Raw genomic sequence first — 17,083 nt, 5'->3', positions numbered from 1 at the left:
GGGCCGGGCTCCCCCCCGCGCGGGGGGGGGGGGGGGGGGCGCCCCCCCCCCCCGGGGGGGGGGGGCCCCCCCCCCCGCCGCACCGGCGCGTCGGCCGCGACCGGGGTGACGATGCGGTCAGTCGGCGCGGGAGCCCAGGTCCGTGCCGTCCGTGCCGCCGCCCTCGTGGCCCTGCCACAGCATCAGATTGCTCATCAGCTCCGCCTGTTCCACCGCGTCGTCCAGGGCGTGGTGGGTGTGGCGGCGGGTGGAGCGCAGTGCGGCCGGCATCCGGCCCTTGACGGCCGCGCGCAGCGGGACCCGCGCCTTCGCCGCGTACAGGGTCTTCATGTCGAGGCAGCCCGAGTGCCCGAACGGGCTGTCGCCGCCGAACCGCATCAGGTACCAGTAGAGGAACGTCCAGTCGAAGGAGGCCGGGTAGCCGCACATCACCGGCTGCGCCCCCGCCTCCTGCGCCACCTTGCGCACCCACGCCCGGAAGGCCGCCATCGCACCGGCAGGGTCGGCGCCCTCGCGCAGCAGCCGGTCGCGGTCGAGGCCGCTGACGGCGAGCGCCTCGGGGACGTACTGGTCGCTGATCGGCCGCAGTTCGCGGTAGAAGGTCCGCGCCTGCGGATCGGCGGCCGTATACGAAGCGCCGTCCTGCAGACCGGCGACGGCGGCGCCGAAGCTGATCATGGAGTACGGGCCGGGGATCGGGCCGTCGGCCTCGATGTCGACGGAGATGTAGAGGGAGGGACGTGCGCTGCGGGCTGCCATGCGCCTGAGCATGCCAGCCCGCACCGCGGCCGATCATCCCGATTTCGGGAGGGCGGTATCAGGAGGCCGGCGTCAGGTACATCCCGGTCTGGTCGCCGCCCGCCGTGTTCTTGCAGCCGACGTTGGACGTGGCCGGCTGCGCCACGGCCAGGGCCAGGCAGCGGCCGACCGCGAGCTGGCCGAAGTAGTTGGGGTGCATGGACTCCTGGACGAGCCCCTGGGTCTCGTTGTTGTCGATCCAGCGCGCCCACTCGCTCGTCTTCGCCGAGGCCGGCGCGGTCGAGGTCACCTGCTTGCTCGCCTTGGCGCACACCTCGCGCCCCTGGAGCATGTCGCGCAGGTCCAGGAACTGCACGCCCTTCTCGGCGGCGACGGCCTTCAGGCGGCTGGCGATCTGCGGGACGAGCGCGTCCCGGGCCCAGTCGGAGTCGCGGTTCCAGAAGGGGCAGCCGCCGGTGTTGAGCCGGCTCCAGTCGCTCTGGGTGTACCGGTTCTCCGCCCCGCGGGGGATCGGCGAGGGGTAGGACTGCAGCACGATCCGGTACGCGGAGTCGGCGTATCCGGCGGCGCGCATGACGGCCCGGATCTCGTCCACGGACTTGCCCACGTTCGCCATCACCCCGTCGATCTTCTGGTCGACGCCGTACTGCCGGTCGTCGTAGCAGTACGAGTTCCAGAGGACGAAGTCGTACGCGCACTCCTTGATGATGTCGGCGAAGCCGAGGTCGTTGCCGCCGACGGACAGGGCGATGACCTTGACGTCGTTGCTCGCGGCGACCGCGGCGAGCTGGTCGGCCTGCGGGGCCTCGCCCTTGAAGGGGACGCCGCCGTTGACCGTGCGGAAGACGTTCTCGGTGGTCGCGCCGGAGCAGGCCAGGTTCACGGCCACGGCGGCGATCGCCCCGGCGCTCCTGGCCTCGGCCGAGTCGGAGCGGTGGCAGCCGCCGGCGGTGGCGCCGTACACCTTCGACGGGTCGTAGGTCGAGCCGGTGATCCAGGCCCGGTCGGTGCCGCTGCGGCTGCCGGAGTCGGTGAGGCTGTTGCCCTTCCAGCGCCCGGCCTCGCCGGAGATGTAGCTGTCGCCCATGGACACCACCGCGGTGGGCCCGGTGCCGGGGCTCGCCGCCGCGGTGCCGGCCGTGCCGCCGACCAGGGCGGTGAGGGCGAGCGGCAGTACCAATCCGGCCCCCGCGAGCCGTCGCACGCGACCGCGGGTCCTGTCCTTGCCGGTGTTGCGGGATCCGATCACAGCGGAACTCCTGCGGTAGGCCATGCCGGAGTCCGGAGCGAACTCCGGGGCATGGCTGGGGAAGTGGGGGTTACCGCCGGCCGGTGGCACCGGAAAGGTGACATGGCACACGTTGTTACCGCTAGGTAGCCGCAGATTACGATGAGGTAACGACCGACCGGTCGTTCGGCCTCCGGGTCTTCCGGTTTTCCTTCCGTTTTTCCTGACCCTGCGTCAACTCTGCGGCGCGGGCCGTGACACGACTGCGCCCCCGGACCGGGGGTCCGGGGGCGCAGTCGCTGCTCGGCTGCTGTGCGATCAGCCGACCAGGCGCTCGTACGCGGGGAGGGTGAGGAAGTCCGCGTAGTCGGCATCCAGGGAGACCTGGAGGAAGAGGTCGTGGGCCTGCTGCCACTTGCCGGCCGCGTACGCCTCGTCGCCGACCTCGGCGCGGATGGCGGCCAGTTCCTCGGCGGCGATGGTGCGGGTCAGCTCGGCGGTGGCCGTCTCGCCGTTCTCGAAGACGACCCCGGCGTTGATCCACTGCCAGACCTGCGAGCGGGAGATCTCGGCCGTGGCCGCGTCCTCCATCAGGCCGAAGATGCCGACGGCGCCCAGGCCGCGCAGCCAGGCCTCGATGTAGCGGATGCCGACCTGGACGGCGTTGCGCAGGCCCTCGTACGTGGGCCTGGCGTCCAGGGAGTCGATGGCGATGAGCTCGCCCGGGGCCACCGAGACGTCCTCGCGCAGGCGGTCCTTCTGGTTCGGCTTCTCGCCGAGCACCGCGTCGAAGGAGGCCATCGCGATCGGGACCAGGTCGGGGTGGGCGACCCACGAGCCGTCGAAGCCGTCGTTCGCCTCGCGGTCCTTGTCGGCCTTGACCTTCTCGAACGCAACGCGGTTGGCCTCGGCGTCCTTGCGGGACGGAATGAAGGCCGCCATGCCGCCGATGGCGTGCGCGCCGCGCTTGTGGCAGGTGCGGACGAGCAGTTCGGTGTAGGCCCGCATGAAGGGGGCGGTCATCGTCACCGCGTTGCGGTCCGGCAGGACGAACTTCTCGCCGCCGTCGCGGAAGTTCTTCACGATCGAGAACAGGTAGTCCCAGCGGCCGGCGTTCAGGCCCGCGGCGTGGTCGCGCAGTTCGTAGAGGATCTCCTCCATCTCGTACGCGGCCGTGATGGTCTCGATGAGGACGGTGGCGCGGACCGTGCCCTGCGGGATGCCGACGTAGTCCTGGGCGAAGACGAAGATCTCGTTCCACAGGCGCGCCTCGAGGTGCGACTCCGTCTTCGGCAGGTAGAAGTACGGGCCCTTGCCCAGGTCGATCAGGCGCTGGGCGTTGTGGAAGAAGTACAGGCCGAAGTCCACCAGCGCACCCGGCACCGGCCGGCCGTCCACCCGGACGTGGCGCTCCTCCAGGTGCCAGCCGCGCGGCCGCATCACGACGGTCGCGAGTTCCTCGGCGGGCTTGAGGGCGTACGACTTGCCCGTGCGCGCGTCGGTGAAGTCGATGCGGCGCTCGTAGGCGTCGATCAGGTTGAGCTGGCCGAGGACCACGTTCTCCCAGGTCGGCGCCGAGGCATCCTCGAAGTCGGCCAGCCAGACCTTCGCACCCGAGTTCAGGGCGTTGATCGTCATCTTGCGGTCCGTCGGACCGGTGATCTCCACACGGCGGTCGTTCAGGGCGGCCGGGGCTGGCGCGACCTGCCACTCGCCCTCGCGGACCTGTGCGGTGTCAGCGAGGAAGTCGAGGTGCGAGGTGCGGGCGATCTCGGCGCGGCGCTCGGCGCGGCGGGCGAGGAGCTCGTCGCGGCGGGGCGTGAACCGCCGGTGGAGCTCGGCCACGAAGGCGAGGGCGGCCTCGGTCAGGACCTCGTCCTGGCGGGGGAGGGGCTCGGCGTCGACGATGGCCAGCGATGACGGCGCTGGTGCGGACATATCTGTCACTCCTTCAGCGGCGGTGCCTGGCGGCCGCGGGGAATGCTCGCGCGGGACGGCACGCAGTGCCGTCGGGTGTGGAGAGTTCCGGGATACGGTCGCGGGCGCCGTCTGGGGTTCAGGGCGCTTCTGACCAGTGGATAGTAATTTCCTTATGGTGGAAGTTCAATGGTTTGTTGATATCGAGATTCTCTGAGTCGACAGACTCCACCCACCGGTGGCCCTCAGTGCCACCGCAGTCACGCCCCGCTCAGGCCCGCCCCGAGCCGGACTCAGGCAAGTCGTGCCAGGTCGGGCGGGGTGTCGATGTCGTAGGCCTCCGCGACGTCCCCGCACTCCACCAGCGTGAGCTCCGCCGCGTGCGCTGTCAGGTGCACCCGCGCGCCCTTGTCGCCCGTCGCCGTCGCGGCGATGTCGGCCCACCGGTCCGCCCCGAAGAGAACCGGATGGCCGCGCTCCCCGCCGTACGCCGCCGCCACCAGGCTGGACGGCGAGCGGTACGCCTCCCGGACCCGGGCCACCGCCGCGGGCCCGATGCCCGGCTGGTCCACCAGCGACACCAGGGCCGCGCCGGCGCCCGTACCCGCCAGGGAGGCGAGGCCGACGCGCAGTGACGAGCCCATGCCCTCGGCCCAGTCCGGGTTGTCCACGACCACGCAGCCGCTCAGGTCCGCCCGCTCGCGGACCTCGGCCGCCGCGGCGCCGAGCACCACGTGCACCGGGCCGCAGCCCGCCTCCCGCAGCACCCGGACCGCGTTCTCCACCAGCGGGCGCCCGCGGTAGGGGAGCAGGGCCTTGGGTCGGCCGCCGAGCCGGCGCCCGCCGCCGGCCGCGAGCAGCAGGCCCGCGATCACGGGGCCGCGGGGCGCGCTGACCGAGGCGGCTGAGTCGGCTGAGTCGGCTGAGTTGGCTGAGTTGGCCGGGTTCGCTGAAATGGCCGAGGTGGCTGAGGTGGCTGAGTTCGCTGATTCGGCTGACATGACAGCGATTCTCGCGCCCCGGCCGGCGCCCGTGGCCGGCGTACCGGGATCCGGCGCAGGGCGCGCCGTACGGCGGCCCGCGCCGCAGCCAGCCGCAGCGGCTCGCCGATGCGGTTCTCGGCGGCGGCCACCAGCGCACGCTCGTCGCGGTCGGTCAGCACGTTCTGCACGGCGGATCTCCTTGCCAATCGGGAGCCAATACCGCGAGTCTGGTCACCGATTGGCCTGGAGGGCAGAGCCAATCAGGGGAGGTTGGCATGGCAAACGGGCGAGTCGTCCAGACGGCGGACAGAACGATCGGCAGCCGCCAACTCGCGGCGCTCCTGCCCCCGGAGGTGCTGGCGCGCCCCGGCTACCGCTCGCTCGCCGACGCCCTGCGCACCCTGCTCCTCGACGGCCGCGTCGCCCTGCACGTACGGCTGCCCGCCGAGCGGGACCTCGCCGAGGTGCTCGGCGCCAGCCGGGCCACGGTCACCGGGGCCTACGACCTGCTGCGCGAGAGCGGCTACGTCCGCAGCCGGCGCGGCTCCGGCACCTGGACCGAGCTGCCCGAGGGGCACGCGCCGGTCGGCGCGCACCTCCTGGGCGGCGCCGGCGGCTACCGCCCCGACGGCGAGGACGGCCTCGACCTGGCCATCGCCGCCATGGGCGCCCCCGAGGACGGCCTCGCCGAAGCCCTCGCCCGGGCCGCGTCCCGCCTCCCCGCGTTCGCCCGCGACCCCGGCTACCATCCCTTCGGCCTGCCCGACCTGCGCACCGCGATCGCCGACCGCTTCACCCGGCGCGGCCTGGCCACCCGCCCGGGGCAGATCCTGGTGACGGCGGGCGCCCAGCAGGCCTTCGCCCTCGTCGTGAACCTGCTGTGCCGGCCGGGAGACCGGGTGGTGACCGAGAACCCGACGTACGCCAACGCCCTCGACGCACTGCGCCAGGCACGGCTGCGCACCGGCTCGATCGCCGTCTCCGACGCCGGCTGGGACATGGAGATCGCCGAGTCCACGCTGCACCAGACCGTCCCGAAGCTGGCGTACGTGATCCCGGACTTCCACAATCCCACCGGCGCCCTGATGCCCCGCGAGCAGCGGCTGCGGCTGCTCGCGGCGACCCGCCGCACCGGGACCTGGCTGGTCGTGGACGAGACCATCGCCGACATCGCCCTCGACGTCCCGGCGCCCGCGCCGCTGGCCTCCCTCGCACCGCGCGGCGAGGGGGACCACGTGGTGGTGATCGGCTCGCTCAGCAAGACCCACTGGGGCGGGCTGCGCGTGGGCTGGGTCCGCGCCGCCGAGAAGGTGATCACCGAGCTGGCCTCGGTCCGGGTGGCCGCCGACATGACCGGCTCGGTGCTGGACCAGCTCGTCGCGCTGCACCTGCTGGAGGGCGTGGAGCAGTCCCTGCCCGTGCGCCTGGCCGCACTGCGCCGCCGCCGCGAGGTGCTGGTGCGGGCGCTGGAGGAGCACACCCCGGAGTGGTCCTGGCAGGTGCCGCCGGGCGGGCTGTCGCTGTGGGTGGACCTGGGCGAGCCGGTGGGCTCGGCGCTGGCCGAGCGGGCCGCCGCGGGCGGGGTGCACATAGGCCGCGGGGCCCGCTTCGGCGTGGACCCCGGCACCTTCGAGCACCGCATCCGCATCCCGTACACCCTGCCCGAGGACCGCCTGGAGGAGGCCGTACGCCGCCTGGCCGCGGCCTTCCACGACGGGGTCCCCCTTGCCCCGTCCGTGGAGCGGCCCCACTGGGTGGCCTGAGGGCGCCGGCCGGCGGCCCCGCGGCGGTCAGGGGGTGCGGATGAGGCGGCGCGTGGCGGCCGCGGCCACCGCCGCCGTACGGGAGTCCACGCCGAGCTTGGCGTAGACGTGGACCAGGTGCGACTTGACCGTGGCCTGGCTGAGGAACAGCCGCTTGGAGATCTGCTGGTTGGACAGGCCGTCCGCGACCAGCTGGAGCACCTCCAGCTCCCGCTTGGTCAGCGCCTCCGCGGGCGTGCGCATCCGGTCCATCAGGCGCAGCGCCACCGCCGGGGCCAGCGCCGACTGGCCGGCCGCCGCCGTGCGCACCGCCGCCGCGAGCTCCTCCGGCGGGGCGTCCTTGAGCAGGTAGCCCGAGGCGCCCGCCTCGACCGCCGCGAGGATGTCCGCGTCCGTGTCGTACGTCGTGAGCACCAGCACCCGCGGGGCCCCGGGCCGGGCCGTGATCGCCGCCGTCGCCGCCGAGCCGTGCATGCCCGGGCCGAACTGCAGGTCCATCAGCACCACGTCCACCGGCTCGGCCGCGGCCAGCTCCACGGCCCGCTCGGCGGTCGCCGCCTCCGCGACCACCGTGAAGTCCGGTTCCGTGTCCAGCACCGCGCGCAGCCCGGCCCGCACCACCGGGTGGTCGTCGGCCAGCAGCAGCCGGATCGTCATCGGGAGGCCTCCGTGTCCGTGTCGTTCTCCGTGCGGGCGTCGGCGCCCGTGAGAGGAGCGGTGGGCAGCGTGACCGCCACCGCGGTGCCCTGCCCCGGCGCGGACTCCACCGTGAACAGCCCGCCCAGCGACTCCGCCCGCGCCCGCATCGCCGGCAGCCCGAAGCCGCCGTCCCCGGACGGGGCGCGGGACGGGTCGAAGCCGGCACCGTCGTCCACGATGTCCAGGGTGACCGAGGCGTCCATGAACGTCAGGGTGATCCCGGCGCGCCCGGCGCCCGCGTGCCGCACCACGTTGGCCAGCGCCGACTGGGCGATCCGCAGCAGGGCCACCTCGTACGGGGTGGGCAGCTCCCGAGGCGTCCCGCTCAGCGAGAACCGGGCCTGCGGCACCCCCGCGCACAGCCGCTCCAGGGCAGCGGCCAGCGAGCCGCGGTCCAGGTCCGGCGGCGTGAGCGCCCGGACGAACCGGCGCGCCTCGGCCAGGTTGTCCTGCGCGGCCTCGCGGGCCCGGCCGATGTGCTCCAGCGCCGGGGCCAGCTGCTCGTCCCCCTCGGGCAGCGCCCGCTCGGCGGCCCGCAGCAGCAGCTGGATCGAGGAGAGCCCCTGGGCCAGCGTGTCGTGGATCTCGCGGGCCAGCCGCTCCCGCTCCGCCGTGGTCCCGGCGGCCCGCTCGGCCGCGGCCAGCTCGGCCCGGGTGGCGATGAGCTCCTCGATCAGCTCGCGGCGGCGTTCGCTCTCCCGGTACAGGGCCTGGTAGCCCAGGACCGTGGCCACCGCCACCGCGGCGCCCAGCAGCGGCCCGAGGAAGGCCCCCGGCGTCACCGTGCCGCTGTGCGCGAGGAACGAGCCGATGGCCGCACCGGCGGTCACGGCGACGGCGGCGAGCCCCCAGCGCAGGCGCAGCAGGTGCAGTTCGAGGAAGTACAGCGGGAAGGCCAGCCACAGCCCGTCCGGGGACAGCACCAGCAGCACCGCCCAGAGCGCCCCGAGCGCCGCGAGCCATGCCCCGGCGGCGGCCGGCGAGCGGTGGACGGCGGGGGAGCGCACCCCGGCCGCGTACACGGCGGCGAGGACGGCGCAGACGGCGGTGACCGCCGCCGCCCCGGGGTCGGAGTGGCCGACGGCCCGCCCCGCGGCGAGCGCGAGCAGCGCGAGCAGCAGGGCGTGCAGGCACAGCCGCAGGACGCGGGTGACGGGTGTGAGCGGCCGGCCCGGCGCGGGGCCGGCCGGTGCCGCGGGCGCAGCCGGTGCCGCGGGCGCGTTGGGCGGTGCGGGGGAGGCGGTGCGGGAGGGCGGGGGTGACGCGGTCATGGCCCGACCAGCGTAAGCGGGCCGCGGTGGGACCCGGTCAATCGAAAGTTTGATGTCGGGATGCGTCCTTCGATTCCGGGATCGCTCCCGTGGCGCGATGCCCCGGCCGCACCGGGACGACCAAGGTGGGGGACATGTTCGTCGCATGGAGAGATCTACGGTTCGCGAAGGGCCGCTTCGCGCTCATGGGCTCGGTCGTCCTGCTGATCACGCTGCTGGTCGGCCTGCTGTCCGGGCTCACCGCCGGCCTGGCCCGGGAGAACATCTCGGCCGTCACCGGCCTGCCCGCCACGCACCTGGCCTTCGCCGAGCCGGGCGGGGAGCAGAAGGTGTCCTTCACCAACTCCCAGCTGCCCCAGAAGGCCTGGCAGGCCTGGCGGGCGCAGCCCGGCGTACGGTCGGCGCAGCCGCTCGGCATCCGCACCACCAACGCCGCCGCGGGCGAGCGCACGGCCGCCGTCTCGGTCTTCGGCGCCGACCCGGCCGGACCGCTGCCGCCGAAGGCGGGCGGCGGCCCCGCGCCGGGCCGGGTGGTCCTGTCCGAGAAGGCCGCGAAGGAGCTCGGCGGCCTCACCGCCGGCTCCCGGCTGAGGATCGGCCCGCTCGACCTGGCCGTCGCCGCCGTCTCCGGCACCGCCGCCTACAGCCACACCCCGGTCGTCTGGGCGGACCTGGCCGACTGGCAGCGCCTCGGCAACCCCGGCACCTCCCCCGAGACCGTGGCCACCGTCATCGCCCTCGACGTGGCGGGCGGCGGCGCGGACCTCGCCGCCGGGGACCGGGCCGCCGGGACCCGGGCGCAGACCGTGGACGAGGCCCTCGGCGCCATAGGGTCCTACCAGGCCGAGAACGGCTCGCTCCAGCTGATGCGCGGGTTCCTCTTCGCCATCTCCGCCCTGGTCATAGGGGCCTTCTTCACCGTCTGGACCATCCAGCGCAGCGGTGACATCGCCGTCCTGAAGGCGCTCGGCGCCTCGACCCCCTACCTGCTGCGGGACGCCCTCGGCCAGGCCGTGGTGATGCTCGCGATCGGCACCGGGCTCGGCACCGCGCTCGCCGCCGGCACCGGTGCGCTGATCAGCGGCGGCGACGTGCCGTTCGTGCTGGAGACCGCCACCGTCCTCGCGCCCGCCGCGATCATGATCGTGCTCGGCGCGCTGGGCGCCGCCCTGTCCATCCGGCGGATCACCGCCGTCGACCCCCTGACCGCTCTCGGGAGCGCCCGATGACCCTGCTCGTGGACGACGTCACGCTCACCTACCCCGACGGCGAGAGCCGGCTCACCGCCCTGGACCGGGTCCGGCTGGAGGTGCCGGCGGGCACGCTGACGGCCGTGGTCGGCCCCTCGGGCTCCGGCAAGTCCAGCCTGCTGGCGGTCGCCGCCACCCTGGTCGGCCCGGACTCCGGCCGGGTGGTCGTGGCCGGCCGGGACACGGCCGGGCTGAGCGCCGCCGAGAAGTCGGCGCTGCGGCGCGAGGAGATCGGCATCGTCTTCCAGCAGCCGAACCTGCTGGCCTCGCTGACCGCCGCCGAGCAGCTCCAGGTCATGGCGCACCTGTCCGGCCGGCCGGCGCGGGAGCTGCGCCGCCGGGCCCTGGAGCTGCTGGACGCCGTCGGGCTGGCCGACAAGGCCGACAAGAGGCCCCACCAGCTCTCCGGCGGGCAGCGCCAGCGGGTCAACATCGCCCGCGCGCTGATGAACGAGCCGGCGGTGCTGCTGGTCGACGAACCCACCAGTGCGCTGGACCACGAGCGCGGGGCTGCCGTCCTCGACCTGCTGGTCGCGCTCACCCGGGAGCGGGGCACGGCCACCGTGCTCGTCACGCACGACCGGGCCCACCTGGAGCGGATGGATCGTACGGCGACGATGGCGGACGGCCGCCTGACGGAGCCGGTGGCTGCCGCCTGACGGAGCCGGTGGCTGCCGCCTGACCGGGCCGTGTCCCGGACCGGGGCTCCGCCCCCGACCCCGCGCCTCAAACGCCGGCGGGGCTGGATGTGCCGGGCCCCCGGCCCAGGGAGGCGGGGGAAGGCGGGGCTGGATGTGCCGGGCCCCGCCTCACACGCAGGCGGGGCTGGGGCCTACGCCGGGGTCTGGCTCTGGAGGGCCACCGAGAGTTCCGCGGCCACGTTCTGGAGGATCGGGACGATCGACTCGGTCAGGTCCTCCGTCACGCGGCCGGCCGGGCCCGAGATGGAGATCGCGGCGGCGGTCGGCGAGTTCGGCACCGACACGGCCAGGCAGCGGACTCCTATCTCCTGCTCGTTGTCGTCGACCGCGTAGCCCGCCTTGCGGACCTGCTCCAGGGCCTCCAGGAAGCCCTCGGGCGTGGTGATGGTCTTCTCGGTGGCGGCCGGCATGCCGGTGCGCGCGAGCAGGGCCCGGACCTCGTCGGCCGGGGTGTAGGCCAGCAGCGCCTTGCCCACCCCGGTGGAGTGCGGCAGCACGCGCCGGCCGACCTCGGTGAACATGCGCATGGAGTGCTTGGAGGGCACCTGGGCGACGTAGACGATCTCGTCCCCGTCGAGCAGGGCCATGTTCGCCGTCTCCCCGGTCTCCTCGACCAGCCGGGCGAGGTACGGGCGGGCCCAGGTCCCCAGGAGCCGGGACGCGGACTCGCCGAGGCGGATCAGGCGCGGGCCGAGGGAGTACCGTCGATTGGGCTGCTGCCGCACGTAGCCGCAGGCGACCAGGGTGCGCATGAGGCGGTGGATGGTCGGCAGCGGCAGCCCGCTGGCGGTCGAGAGCTCACTGAGGCCGACCTCGCCACCGGCATCGGCCATGCGTTCGAGCAGATCGAAGGCGCGCTCGAGGGACTGGACGCCACCGCCGGCGGCGGTGGTCTTGGCGGAAGCGTCGGTGGTGCTGGCGCTGGACGTCGGCACGGCGCGGTCCTTTCGGTGCTGGCAGGCAAGGGAGCAGCCTACCGGGCTGTCGGCATCGGCCCCAGAGCCGGGTCGACGCCGTCCCCGCCGGTCAGGGCGGGTTTGTCCGGGTGGTGGAGGTGCTGGGGAAGTTACCCGCACACCCCCCGGTGGTGATAGCTACATTCTGAATAGCGAAATCTTAATTCCATGCTGTGGAAACCTCCAAGTGCGGCCGCAGCGTGTCGGTGCAGTGTCCGGACGCTCTTGACTGGCTCCGGATCGGCATGAAGACTCCGTCAACAGAACGTTGAATTTCGCTCTGTGGAAGTAGATGGGGAGGTTCCGGGGTGTCCGACCACGTGGAACTGGTACTGCGCTCGACCCGCGTCATCACTCCCGAGGGGACGCGCGCCGCTTCGGTCGCCGTCGCCGCCGGGAAGATCGCCGCCGTCCTGCCGCACGACGCCGAGGTACCGGACGGCGCCCGGCTCGAGGACTTCGGCGACGACGTCCTGCTCCCCGGCCTGGTCGACACCCACGTCCACGTCAACGACCCGGGCCGCACCGAGTGGGAGGGCTTCTGGACGGCCACCCGCGCCGCCGCGGCCGGCGGCGTCACCACGATCCTCGACATGCCGCTGAACTCCCTGCCGCCCACCACCACCGTCGACCACCTCATCGTGAAGCAGGACGTCGCCCGCGCCAAGGCGCACGTGGACGTCGGCTTCTGGGGCGGCGCCCTGCCGGACAACGTCAAGGACCTGCGCCCGCTGCACGACGCCGGCGTCTTCGGCTTCAAGTGCTTCCTGTCGCCCTCCGGCGTTGACGAGTTCCCGCAGCTCGACCAGGACCAGCTCGCCGCCTCCCTCGCGGAGATCACCGGCTTCGGCGGCCTGATGATCGTCCACGCCGAGGACCCGCACCACCTCGACTCCGCGCCCGTCGTCCCCGGCCCGAAGTACGCCGACTTCCTCGCCTCCCGCCCGCGCGACGCCGAGAACACCGCGATCGAGAACCTGATCGCCCAGGCCAGGCGGCTGAACGCGCGCGTCCACGTCCTGCACCTGTCCTCCAGCGACGCGCTCCCCCTGATCGCCGCCGCCAAGGCCGAGGGCGTGCAGATCACCGTCGAGTCCTGCCCGCACTACCTGACCCTCACGGCCGAGGAAGTGCCCGACGGCGCCAGCGAGTTCAAGTGCTGCCCGCCCATCCGCGAGGCCGCCAACCAGGACCTGCTGTGGGACGCCCTCGCCGACGGCACCATCGACTGCATCGTCTCGGACCACTCGCCCTCCACCGCCGACCTCAAGACGGCCGATTTCTCCACCGCCTGGGGCGGCATCTCCTCCCTCCAGCTGGGCCTGCCGGCCATCTGGACCGAGGCCAGGAGGCGCGGCCGCAGCCTGGAGGACGTCGTCCGATGGATGTCCACCGCCCCGGCCCGCCTGGCGGGCCTGGACCGGAAGGGCGCCATCGAGGCCGGCCGCGACGCCGACTTCGCGGTGCTCGCCCCCGAAGAGACCTTCACCGTGGACCCGGCCGAGCTGCACCACCGCAACCAGGTCACGGCGTACGCGGGCAAGACCCTGCACGGCGTCGTGAAGTCCACCTGGCTGCGCGGTACGCAGATCGCCGACCACGGCACCCCGTCCGAGCCCACCGGCCTCCTCCTCGAAAGGCAGAACTGACCGTGGCGATCCCTTCTTTCACCGGCAACGCGAACCCGTACGGAGGCGGCGACCCGTACGCCGACTACCGCACGGCCGAGTTCCCGTTCACCCAGTACGCGAACCTCGCCGCCCGCGAGCTCGGCGCCGGTGTCATCGCCGCCAACGACGAGTTCTTCGCCCAGCGCGAGAACCTGCTGGTTTCCGAGGCCGCGCACTTCGACCCCGAGGACTTCGGACACAAGGGCAAGGTCATGGACGGCTGGGAGACCCGCCGCCGCCGCGGCGTCTCCGCCGAGCAGCCCTGGCCCACCGCCGAGGACCACGACTGGGCGCTCGTCCGCCTGGGCGCCCCCGGCGTGATCCGCGGCATCGTCGTCGACACCGCCCACTTCCGCGGCAACATGCCGCAGGCCGTCTCCATCGAGGGCACCAACTGGGAGGGGGCGCTCGCCCCGACCCCCGAGGAGCTCCTCGGCGACGACGTGAAGTGGACGGTCCTCGTCCCGCGCACGCCGGTCGGCGGCCACGCGGCCAACGGCTTCGAGGTGGGCGTCGAGCAGCGCTTCACGCACCTGCGCGTCAACCAGCACCCCGACGGCGGCATCGCCCGCCTGCGCGTCTACGGCGAGGTCCTGCCGGACCCGGAGTGGCTGGCGGCGCTCGGCTCCTTCGACGTGGTGGCGCTGGAGAACGGCGGCGCGGTGCAGGACGCGTCCAACCGCTTCTACTCCCCGCCGACCAACACCATCAACCCGGGCCGCTCCCGCAAGATGGACGACGGCTGGGAGACCGCCCGCCGCCGCGACAACGGCAACGACTGGATCCGCTACCAGCTCGTCGCCGAGTCCGAGATCCGCGCGGTCGAGATCGACACCGCCTACCTCAAGGGCAACTCCGCCGGCTGGGCCTCGCTGTCCGTCAAGACCGGCGAGGAGGGCGAGTGGCAGGAGTTCCTCCCGCGCACCCGCCTGCAGCCCGACACCAACCACCGCTTCGTGCTGGACGCCCCGGCGGTCGGCACCCACGTCCGCATCGACATCTTCCCGGACGGCGGCTTCTCCCGCCTGCGCCTGTACGGCTCCCTGACGGAGGCCGGCGCGGCCGCGCTCGCGGCCCGCAACCAGGAGCTCGGCGGCTGACCCCGCCCGCAGTACCGCCCCGGGGGCCGACACCCCCGGGGTCACCGGAACCGCCGAGGTCCCGGACAGCCCGTGGGGCGCACCCGTACCACCAGGTACGGGTGCGCCCCTTCGGCACGTACGGCCCCGGCGGCCGGGCCGACGGCCCCGACCCCTTCAGGCCGCGTGGCCGCCGTCGACGGAGTACTCGGCGCCCGTCACGTACGCGGCCCCGTCCCCGGCGAGGAAGGCCACCACGTGGGCCACCTCCTGCGGCGTGCCGAACCGGCCGAGCGCGGTCATCGCCCGCTGGCCCTGCGCGTACTCCCCGTCCGCCGGGTTCATCGCGGTGTCCGTCGGCCCGGGGTGCACGATGTTGGCCGTGATCCCGCGCCCGCCCAGCTCCCGGGCCAGCGCCTTGGTCAGGCCGGTCAGCGCGGACTTGCTCATCGCGTACAGCGTGCCGCCCGGGCCGGGGACCCGCTGGGTCATGCAGGTGCCGATGGTGACGATCCGTCCGCCGCGCTCCATCAGCAGGGACGCCGTCTGCGCGGCCGCGAAGGCCCCGCGGACGTTCACCGCGAGCACCCGGTCGACGTCGGCCGCGCCGAGGGTCTCGATCGGCCCGAGGACGCCGATGCCCGCGTTGTTGACGAGCACGTCCAGCCGCCCGAACTCCTCGGCGGCCCGTTGCACCGCCCCGGCCACGGCCTCGGCGTCCCCGGCGTCCGCCCGGACCGCCAGCGCCCGCCGGCCCAGGGCCTCGATCTTCCCGACGACCTCGGCAGCCGCCTCGGCGTCGTGCACGTAACTGATCGCGACATCGGCCCCCTCCTCGGCCAGCCGTACCGCCACCGCAGCCCCGATGCCCCGGCTGCCACCCGTCACGAACGCCGCCTTGCCGCTCATGGAACCCTCCTCGTCGTGCCGCCCACTTGGTTGCGGGTTCAATGAAACCGGCACGGAGTGAGCGCCGCTGGCAGGAATCCGTCCTCGCGTTCGGGGCGCCGGGCGGGGCCGGCGGGGCGTCAGCTCCGGGAGCGCCAGACCGTCAGGTCCGCCCGCAGGAAGCTGCCCAGGCCCTTCACCCGGACCGGCGTCGACTTGGTCTGGAGCACGAGCACGCCGATGTCGCCCGACGGCTGCCGGATGCAGAACTCGCTGCCGGCCGCCGCCGAGGCGAGCGGCCAGCGCGTGGGCTTGGCCGTGGGCAGGAGCGCCCGGCAGTCGTCGGCCGAGAGTCCCGGGCTGCCGTACGACATGAGGATCGCGCTGGAGTCGCTGACGAGGTCGCAGTCGACCTCGTCGCATTCGAGGCGGACGTCGCCCTTGCGGTCCTCGCGCACCGCCCCGTCCTGGAGGCTCAGCGAGCCCTTCTCGTCCAGCAGGACGCCGGGATAGGGGAACGCCTGCACGGGGCGCGGGGCGTCGGGGGAGGACTTCGCCCCCGACGCCGGCCCGCCGGCGGAGGCTCCCGGGCGCGCGGAGGAGGGGGCCGAGGCGGAAGGGCCCGAGGCGGCACGGGCTGAACCGGCCGGGCCCTTCGCGCCCTCGGCCCGTCCGCCCGCCCCGTCCGCCCGCTCCCCGAGCAGCCAGCCCAGCCCGGCCAGCAGCCCCGTCGCCGTCACCGCGGCCAGGGCGATCAGCGCGGTGCGCCGCCGGCGCGCCCGCGGGTCCTGCACCCTGCCCGGCTCCGGCGGAGGCGCCCAGGGCGAGGCCGCCCCCGCAGCGGCCGCCCCGGCACCAGCCGGCGCCGCCAGGGTGTGCACCGGGGTCGGATCCGGCACCGGGCCCGGTACGGAGAGCTCCGGCCCCATGACCTCCCGCCAGACGGCCGGGCCCCCGCCGCCGTCCTCCGCGCCGAGCCGGCTGCGGCAGGCGTGCACGATCTCGGCCGGGGTGGCCCGCTCCGCCGGATCGGCGGCCAGGCAGCGGGCGATCAGCGGCCGCAGCGCCTCCGGCAGGCCCGACAGGTCGGGGGCGGAGTGCACGATCCGGTAGAGCACGCCCAGCTGCGGCCCGTCCCCGTACAGCGTCTCGCCCAGCGCCGCGAACGCCGCCGTCTGGCCCAGCGCGAACACGTCGGTGGCCGGGGTGACCTCGCCGCCCGCCGCCTGCTCGGGGGCCATGAACGCCGGGGTGCCGACGGTGGTGCCCGCGGCGGTGTGCGAGGAGACCCCGGAGGCCAGCGAGATGCCGAAGTCGATCACCCGCGGTCCGTCGGCGGCCAGCAGGACGTTCGACGGCTTCATGTCCCGGTGCACCACGCCCGCCGCGTGGATGGCCTGGAGCGCCTCGGCCACCCCGGCCATCAGCCACAGCACGGCCGGCACCGGCAGCGCCCCCCGCCGCGCCACCGCCTCGGCCAGCGAGGGCCCCGGCACGTACAGCGTGGCCAGCCAGGGCTGCGCCCCGTCGGCGTCGGCGTCGACCAGCTCGGCGGTGTACGCACCCCGCACCCGGCGGGCCGCCTCCACCTCGCGCCGGAAGCGCCGCCGGAAGTCCGGGTCCTCCGCCAGCTCCGGCCGGACCACCTTGATGGCCACCGGGCGCCCGCCCTGCGTGTGCGACAGGTAGACCCGCCCCATGCCGCCCGCGCCGATCCGGGCCGCGAGCCGGTAGCCGGCCACGGCCTGCGGATCGTCCCCCTGCAGCGGCCCGAACACCTCGGTGGTGCTGTCCATCGGCTTTCTCCCCCGACTCCCGTGATGCACGTATCACCTGATCAACCGATGAATTGATCAGCGGCAGCCTATGCGGGGGGCGGGCCGGTGGCGGCAATCGGAGGGGGCTCCGAGCGCGCCGCA

14 protein-coding genes are annotated in these 17,083 nt (G+C 74.2%); 5 read left to right on the top strand and 9 right to left on the bottom strand.

Translation table 11 applies throughout. From position 1 onward, the window contains the following. Positions 1 to 117: 117 nt before the first annotated feature. The 4 genes from AB0953_RS20650 to AB0953_RS20635 form a co-directional block, all read right to left on the bottom strand. Positions 118 to 759: a 3'-5' exoribonuclease gene (locus AB0953_RS20650; RefSeq protein ID WP_366860951.1), complete on the bottom strand. Its 642-nt coding sequence runs from the start codon at positions 757 to 759 to the stop codon at positions 118 to 120. Between the two features lie 58 nt (positions 760 to 817). After that, on the bottom strand, positions 818 to 2,008 hold the full coding sequence (locus AB0953_RS20645; protein WP_366860950.1) for a GDSL-type esterase/lipase family protein: 1,191 nt from the start codon (positions 2,006 to 2,008) through the stop codon (positions 818 to 820). Positions 2,009 to 2,305: 297 nt separating this feature from the next. Then, positions 2,306 to 3,925, bottom strand: coding sequence for a malate synthase A (aceB, locus tag AB0953_RS20640; protein WP_366860949.1), 1,620 nt, complete (start codon positions 3,923 to 3,925; stop codon positions 2,306 to 2,308). Positions 3,926 to 4,197: 272 nt separating this feature from the next. After that, on the bottom strand, positions 4,198 to 4,905 hold the full coding sequence (locus AB0953_RS20635; protein ID WP_366860948.1) for a nucleotidyltransferase family protein: 708 nt from the start codon (positions 4,903 to 4,905) through the stop codon (positions 4,198 to 4,200). Between the two features lie 257 nt (positions 4,906 to 5,162). Between AB0953_RS20635 and AB0953_RS20630 the strand changes: the two genes are divergently transcribed. Next, a complete protein-coding gene (locus AB0953_RS20630; protein ID WP_366860947.1) occupies positions 5,163 to 6,650 on the top strand; it encodes a PLP-dependent aminotransferase family protein in 1,488 nt (495 codons plus the stop codon). Positions 6,651 to 6,677: 27 nt separating this feature from the next. On the opposite strand, the gene AB0953_RS20625 is transcribed toward AB0953_RS20630, so the two are convergent. Next, complete coding sequence (locus tag AB0953_RS20625) at positions 6,678 to 7,307, bottom strand: response regulator transcription factor (protein ID WP_361911608.1); 630 nt, start codon at positions 7,305 to 7,307, stop codon at positions 6,678 to 6,680. Then, a complete protein-coding gene (locus tag AB0953_RS20620; protein WP_366860946.1) occupies positions 7,304 to 8,620 on the bottom strand; it encodes a sensor histidine kinase in 1,317 nt (438 codons plus the stop codon). The genes AB0953_RS20625 and AB0953_RS20620 overlap by 4 nt, the downstream gene beginning before the upstream one ends. 134 nt (positions 8,621 to 8,754) lie before the next feature. Between AB0953_RS20620 and AB0953_RS20615 the strand changes: the two genes are divergently transcribed. Further along, positions 8,755 to 9,849, top strand: coding sequence for an ABC transporter permease (locus AB0953_RS20615; protein WP_366860945.1), 1,095 nt, complete (start codon positions 8,755 to 8,757; stop codon positions 9,847 to 9,849). Beyond that, on the top strand, positions 9,846 to 10,529 hold the full coding sequence (locus AB0953_RS20610; RefSeq protein WP_366860944.1) for an ABC transporter ATP-binding protein: 684 nt from the start codon (positions 9,846 to 9,848) through the stop codon (positions 10,527 to 10,529). The genes AB0953_RS20615 and AB0953_RS20610 overlap by 4 nt, the downstream gene beginning before the upstream one ends. Before the next feature lie 173 nt (positions 10,530 to 10,702). Here the strand turns inward: AB0953_RS20610 and AB0953_RS20605 are convergent, their stop codons facing one another. Beyond that, a complete protein-coding gene (locus tag AB0953_RS20605; protein WP_366860943.1) occupies positions 10,703 to 11,506 on the bottom strand; it encodes an IclR family transcriptional regulator in 804 nt (267 codons plus the stop codon). A gap of 329 nt (positions 11,507 to 11,835) precedes the next feature. Here AB0953_RS20605 and allB point away from each other — a divergent pair, with 329 nt between their 5' ends. Beyond that, positions 11,836 to 13,176: an allantoinase AllB gene (gene allB, locus AB0953_RS20600; RefSeq protein ID WP_366860942.1), complete on the top strand. Its 1,341-nt coding sequence runs from the start codon at positions 11,836 to 11,838 to the stop codon at positions 13,174 to 13,176. Positions 13,177 to 13,178: 2 nt separating this feature from the next. Continuing rightward, complete coding sequence (alc, locus tag AB0953_RS20595; RefSeq protein WP_366860941.1) at positions 13,179 to 14,297, top strand: allantoicase; 1,119 nt, start codon at positions 13,179 to 13,181, stop codon at positions 14,295 to 14,297. Positions 14,298 to 14,453: 156 nt separating this feature from the next. On the opposite strand, the gene AB0953_RS20590 is transcribed toward alc, so the two are convergent. Then, on the bottom strand, positions 14,454 to 15,185 hold the full coding sequence (locus AB0953_RS20590; RefSeq protein ID WP_366860940.1) for an SDR family oxidoreductase: 732 nt from the start codon (positions 15,183 to 15,185) through the stop codon (positions 14,454 to 14,456). Between the two features lie 119 nt (positions 15,186 to 15,304). After that, positions 15,305 to 16,960, bottom strand: a complete 1,656-nt coding sequence (locus AB0953_RS20585; protein WP_366860939.1) for a serine/threonine-protein kinase — start codon at positions 16,958 to 16,960, stop codon at positions 15,305 to 15,307. Positions 16,961 to 17,083 lie beyond the last annotated feature (123 nt).

The sequence above is a fragment of the Streptomyces sp. NPDC046866 genome, assembly GCF_040704625.1.
Taxonomy (GTDB): Bacteria; Actinomycetota; Actinomycetes; order Streptomycetales; family Streptomycetaceae; genus Streptomyces.
This window is presented reverse-complemented; position numbering and strand designations above follow the sequence as displayed.

Coding starts and splice junctions, on each gene's coding strand:
- AB0953_RS20620 (WP_366860946.1), bottom strand. CDS start 8,620: ATGACCGCGTCACCCCCGCCCTCCCGCACCGCCTCCCCCGCACCGCCC.
- AB0953_RS20610 (WP_366860944.1), top strand. CDS start 9,846: ATGACCCTGCTCGTGGACGACGTCACGCTCACCTACCCCGACGGCGAG.
- AB0953_RS20585 (WP_366860939.1), bottom strand. CDS start 16,960: ATGGACAGCACCACCGAGGTGTTCGGGCCGCTGCAGGGGGACGATCCG.
- AB0953_RS20635 (WP_366860948.1), bottom strand. CDS start 4,905: ATGTCAGCCGAATCAGCGAACTCAGCCACCTCAGCCACCTCGGCCATT.
- AB0953_RS20630 (WP_366860947.1), top strand. CDS start 5,163: ATGGCAAACGGGCGAGTCGTCCAGACGGCGGACAGAACGATCGGCAGC.
- aceB (WP_366860949.1), bottom strand. CDS start 3,925: ATGTCCGCACCAGCGCCGTCATCGCTGGCCATCGTCGACGCCGAGCCC.
- AB0953_RS20625 (WP_361911608.1), bottom strand. CDS start 7,307: ATGACGATCCGGCTGCTGCTGGCCGACGACCACCCGGTGGTGCGGGCC.
- AB0953_RS20615 (WP_366860945.1), top strand. CDS start 8,755: ATGTTCGTCGCATGGAGAGATCTACGGTTCGCGAAGGGCCGCTTCGCG.
- AB0953_RS20590 (WP_366860940.1), bottom strand. CDS start 15,185: ATGAGCGGCAAGGCGGCGTTCGTGACGGGTGGCAGCCGGGGCATCGGG.
- AB0953_RS20650 (WP_366860951.1), bottom strand. CDS start 759: ATGGCAGCCCGCAGCGCACGTCCCTCCCTCTACATCTCCGTCGACATC.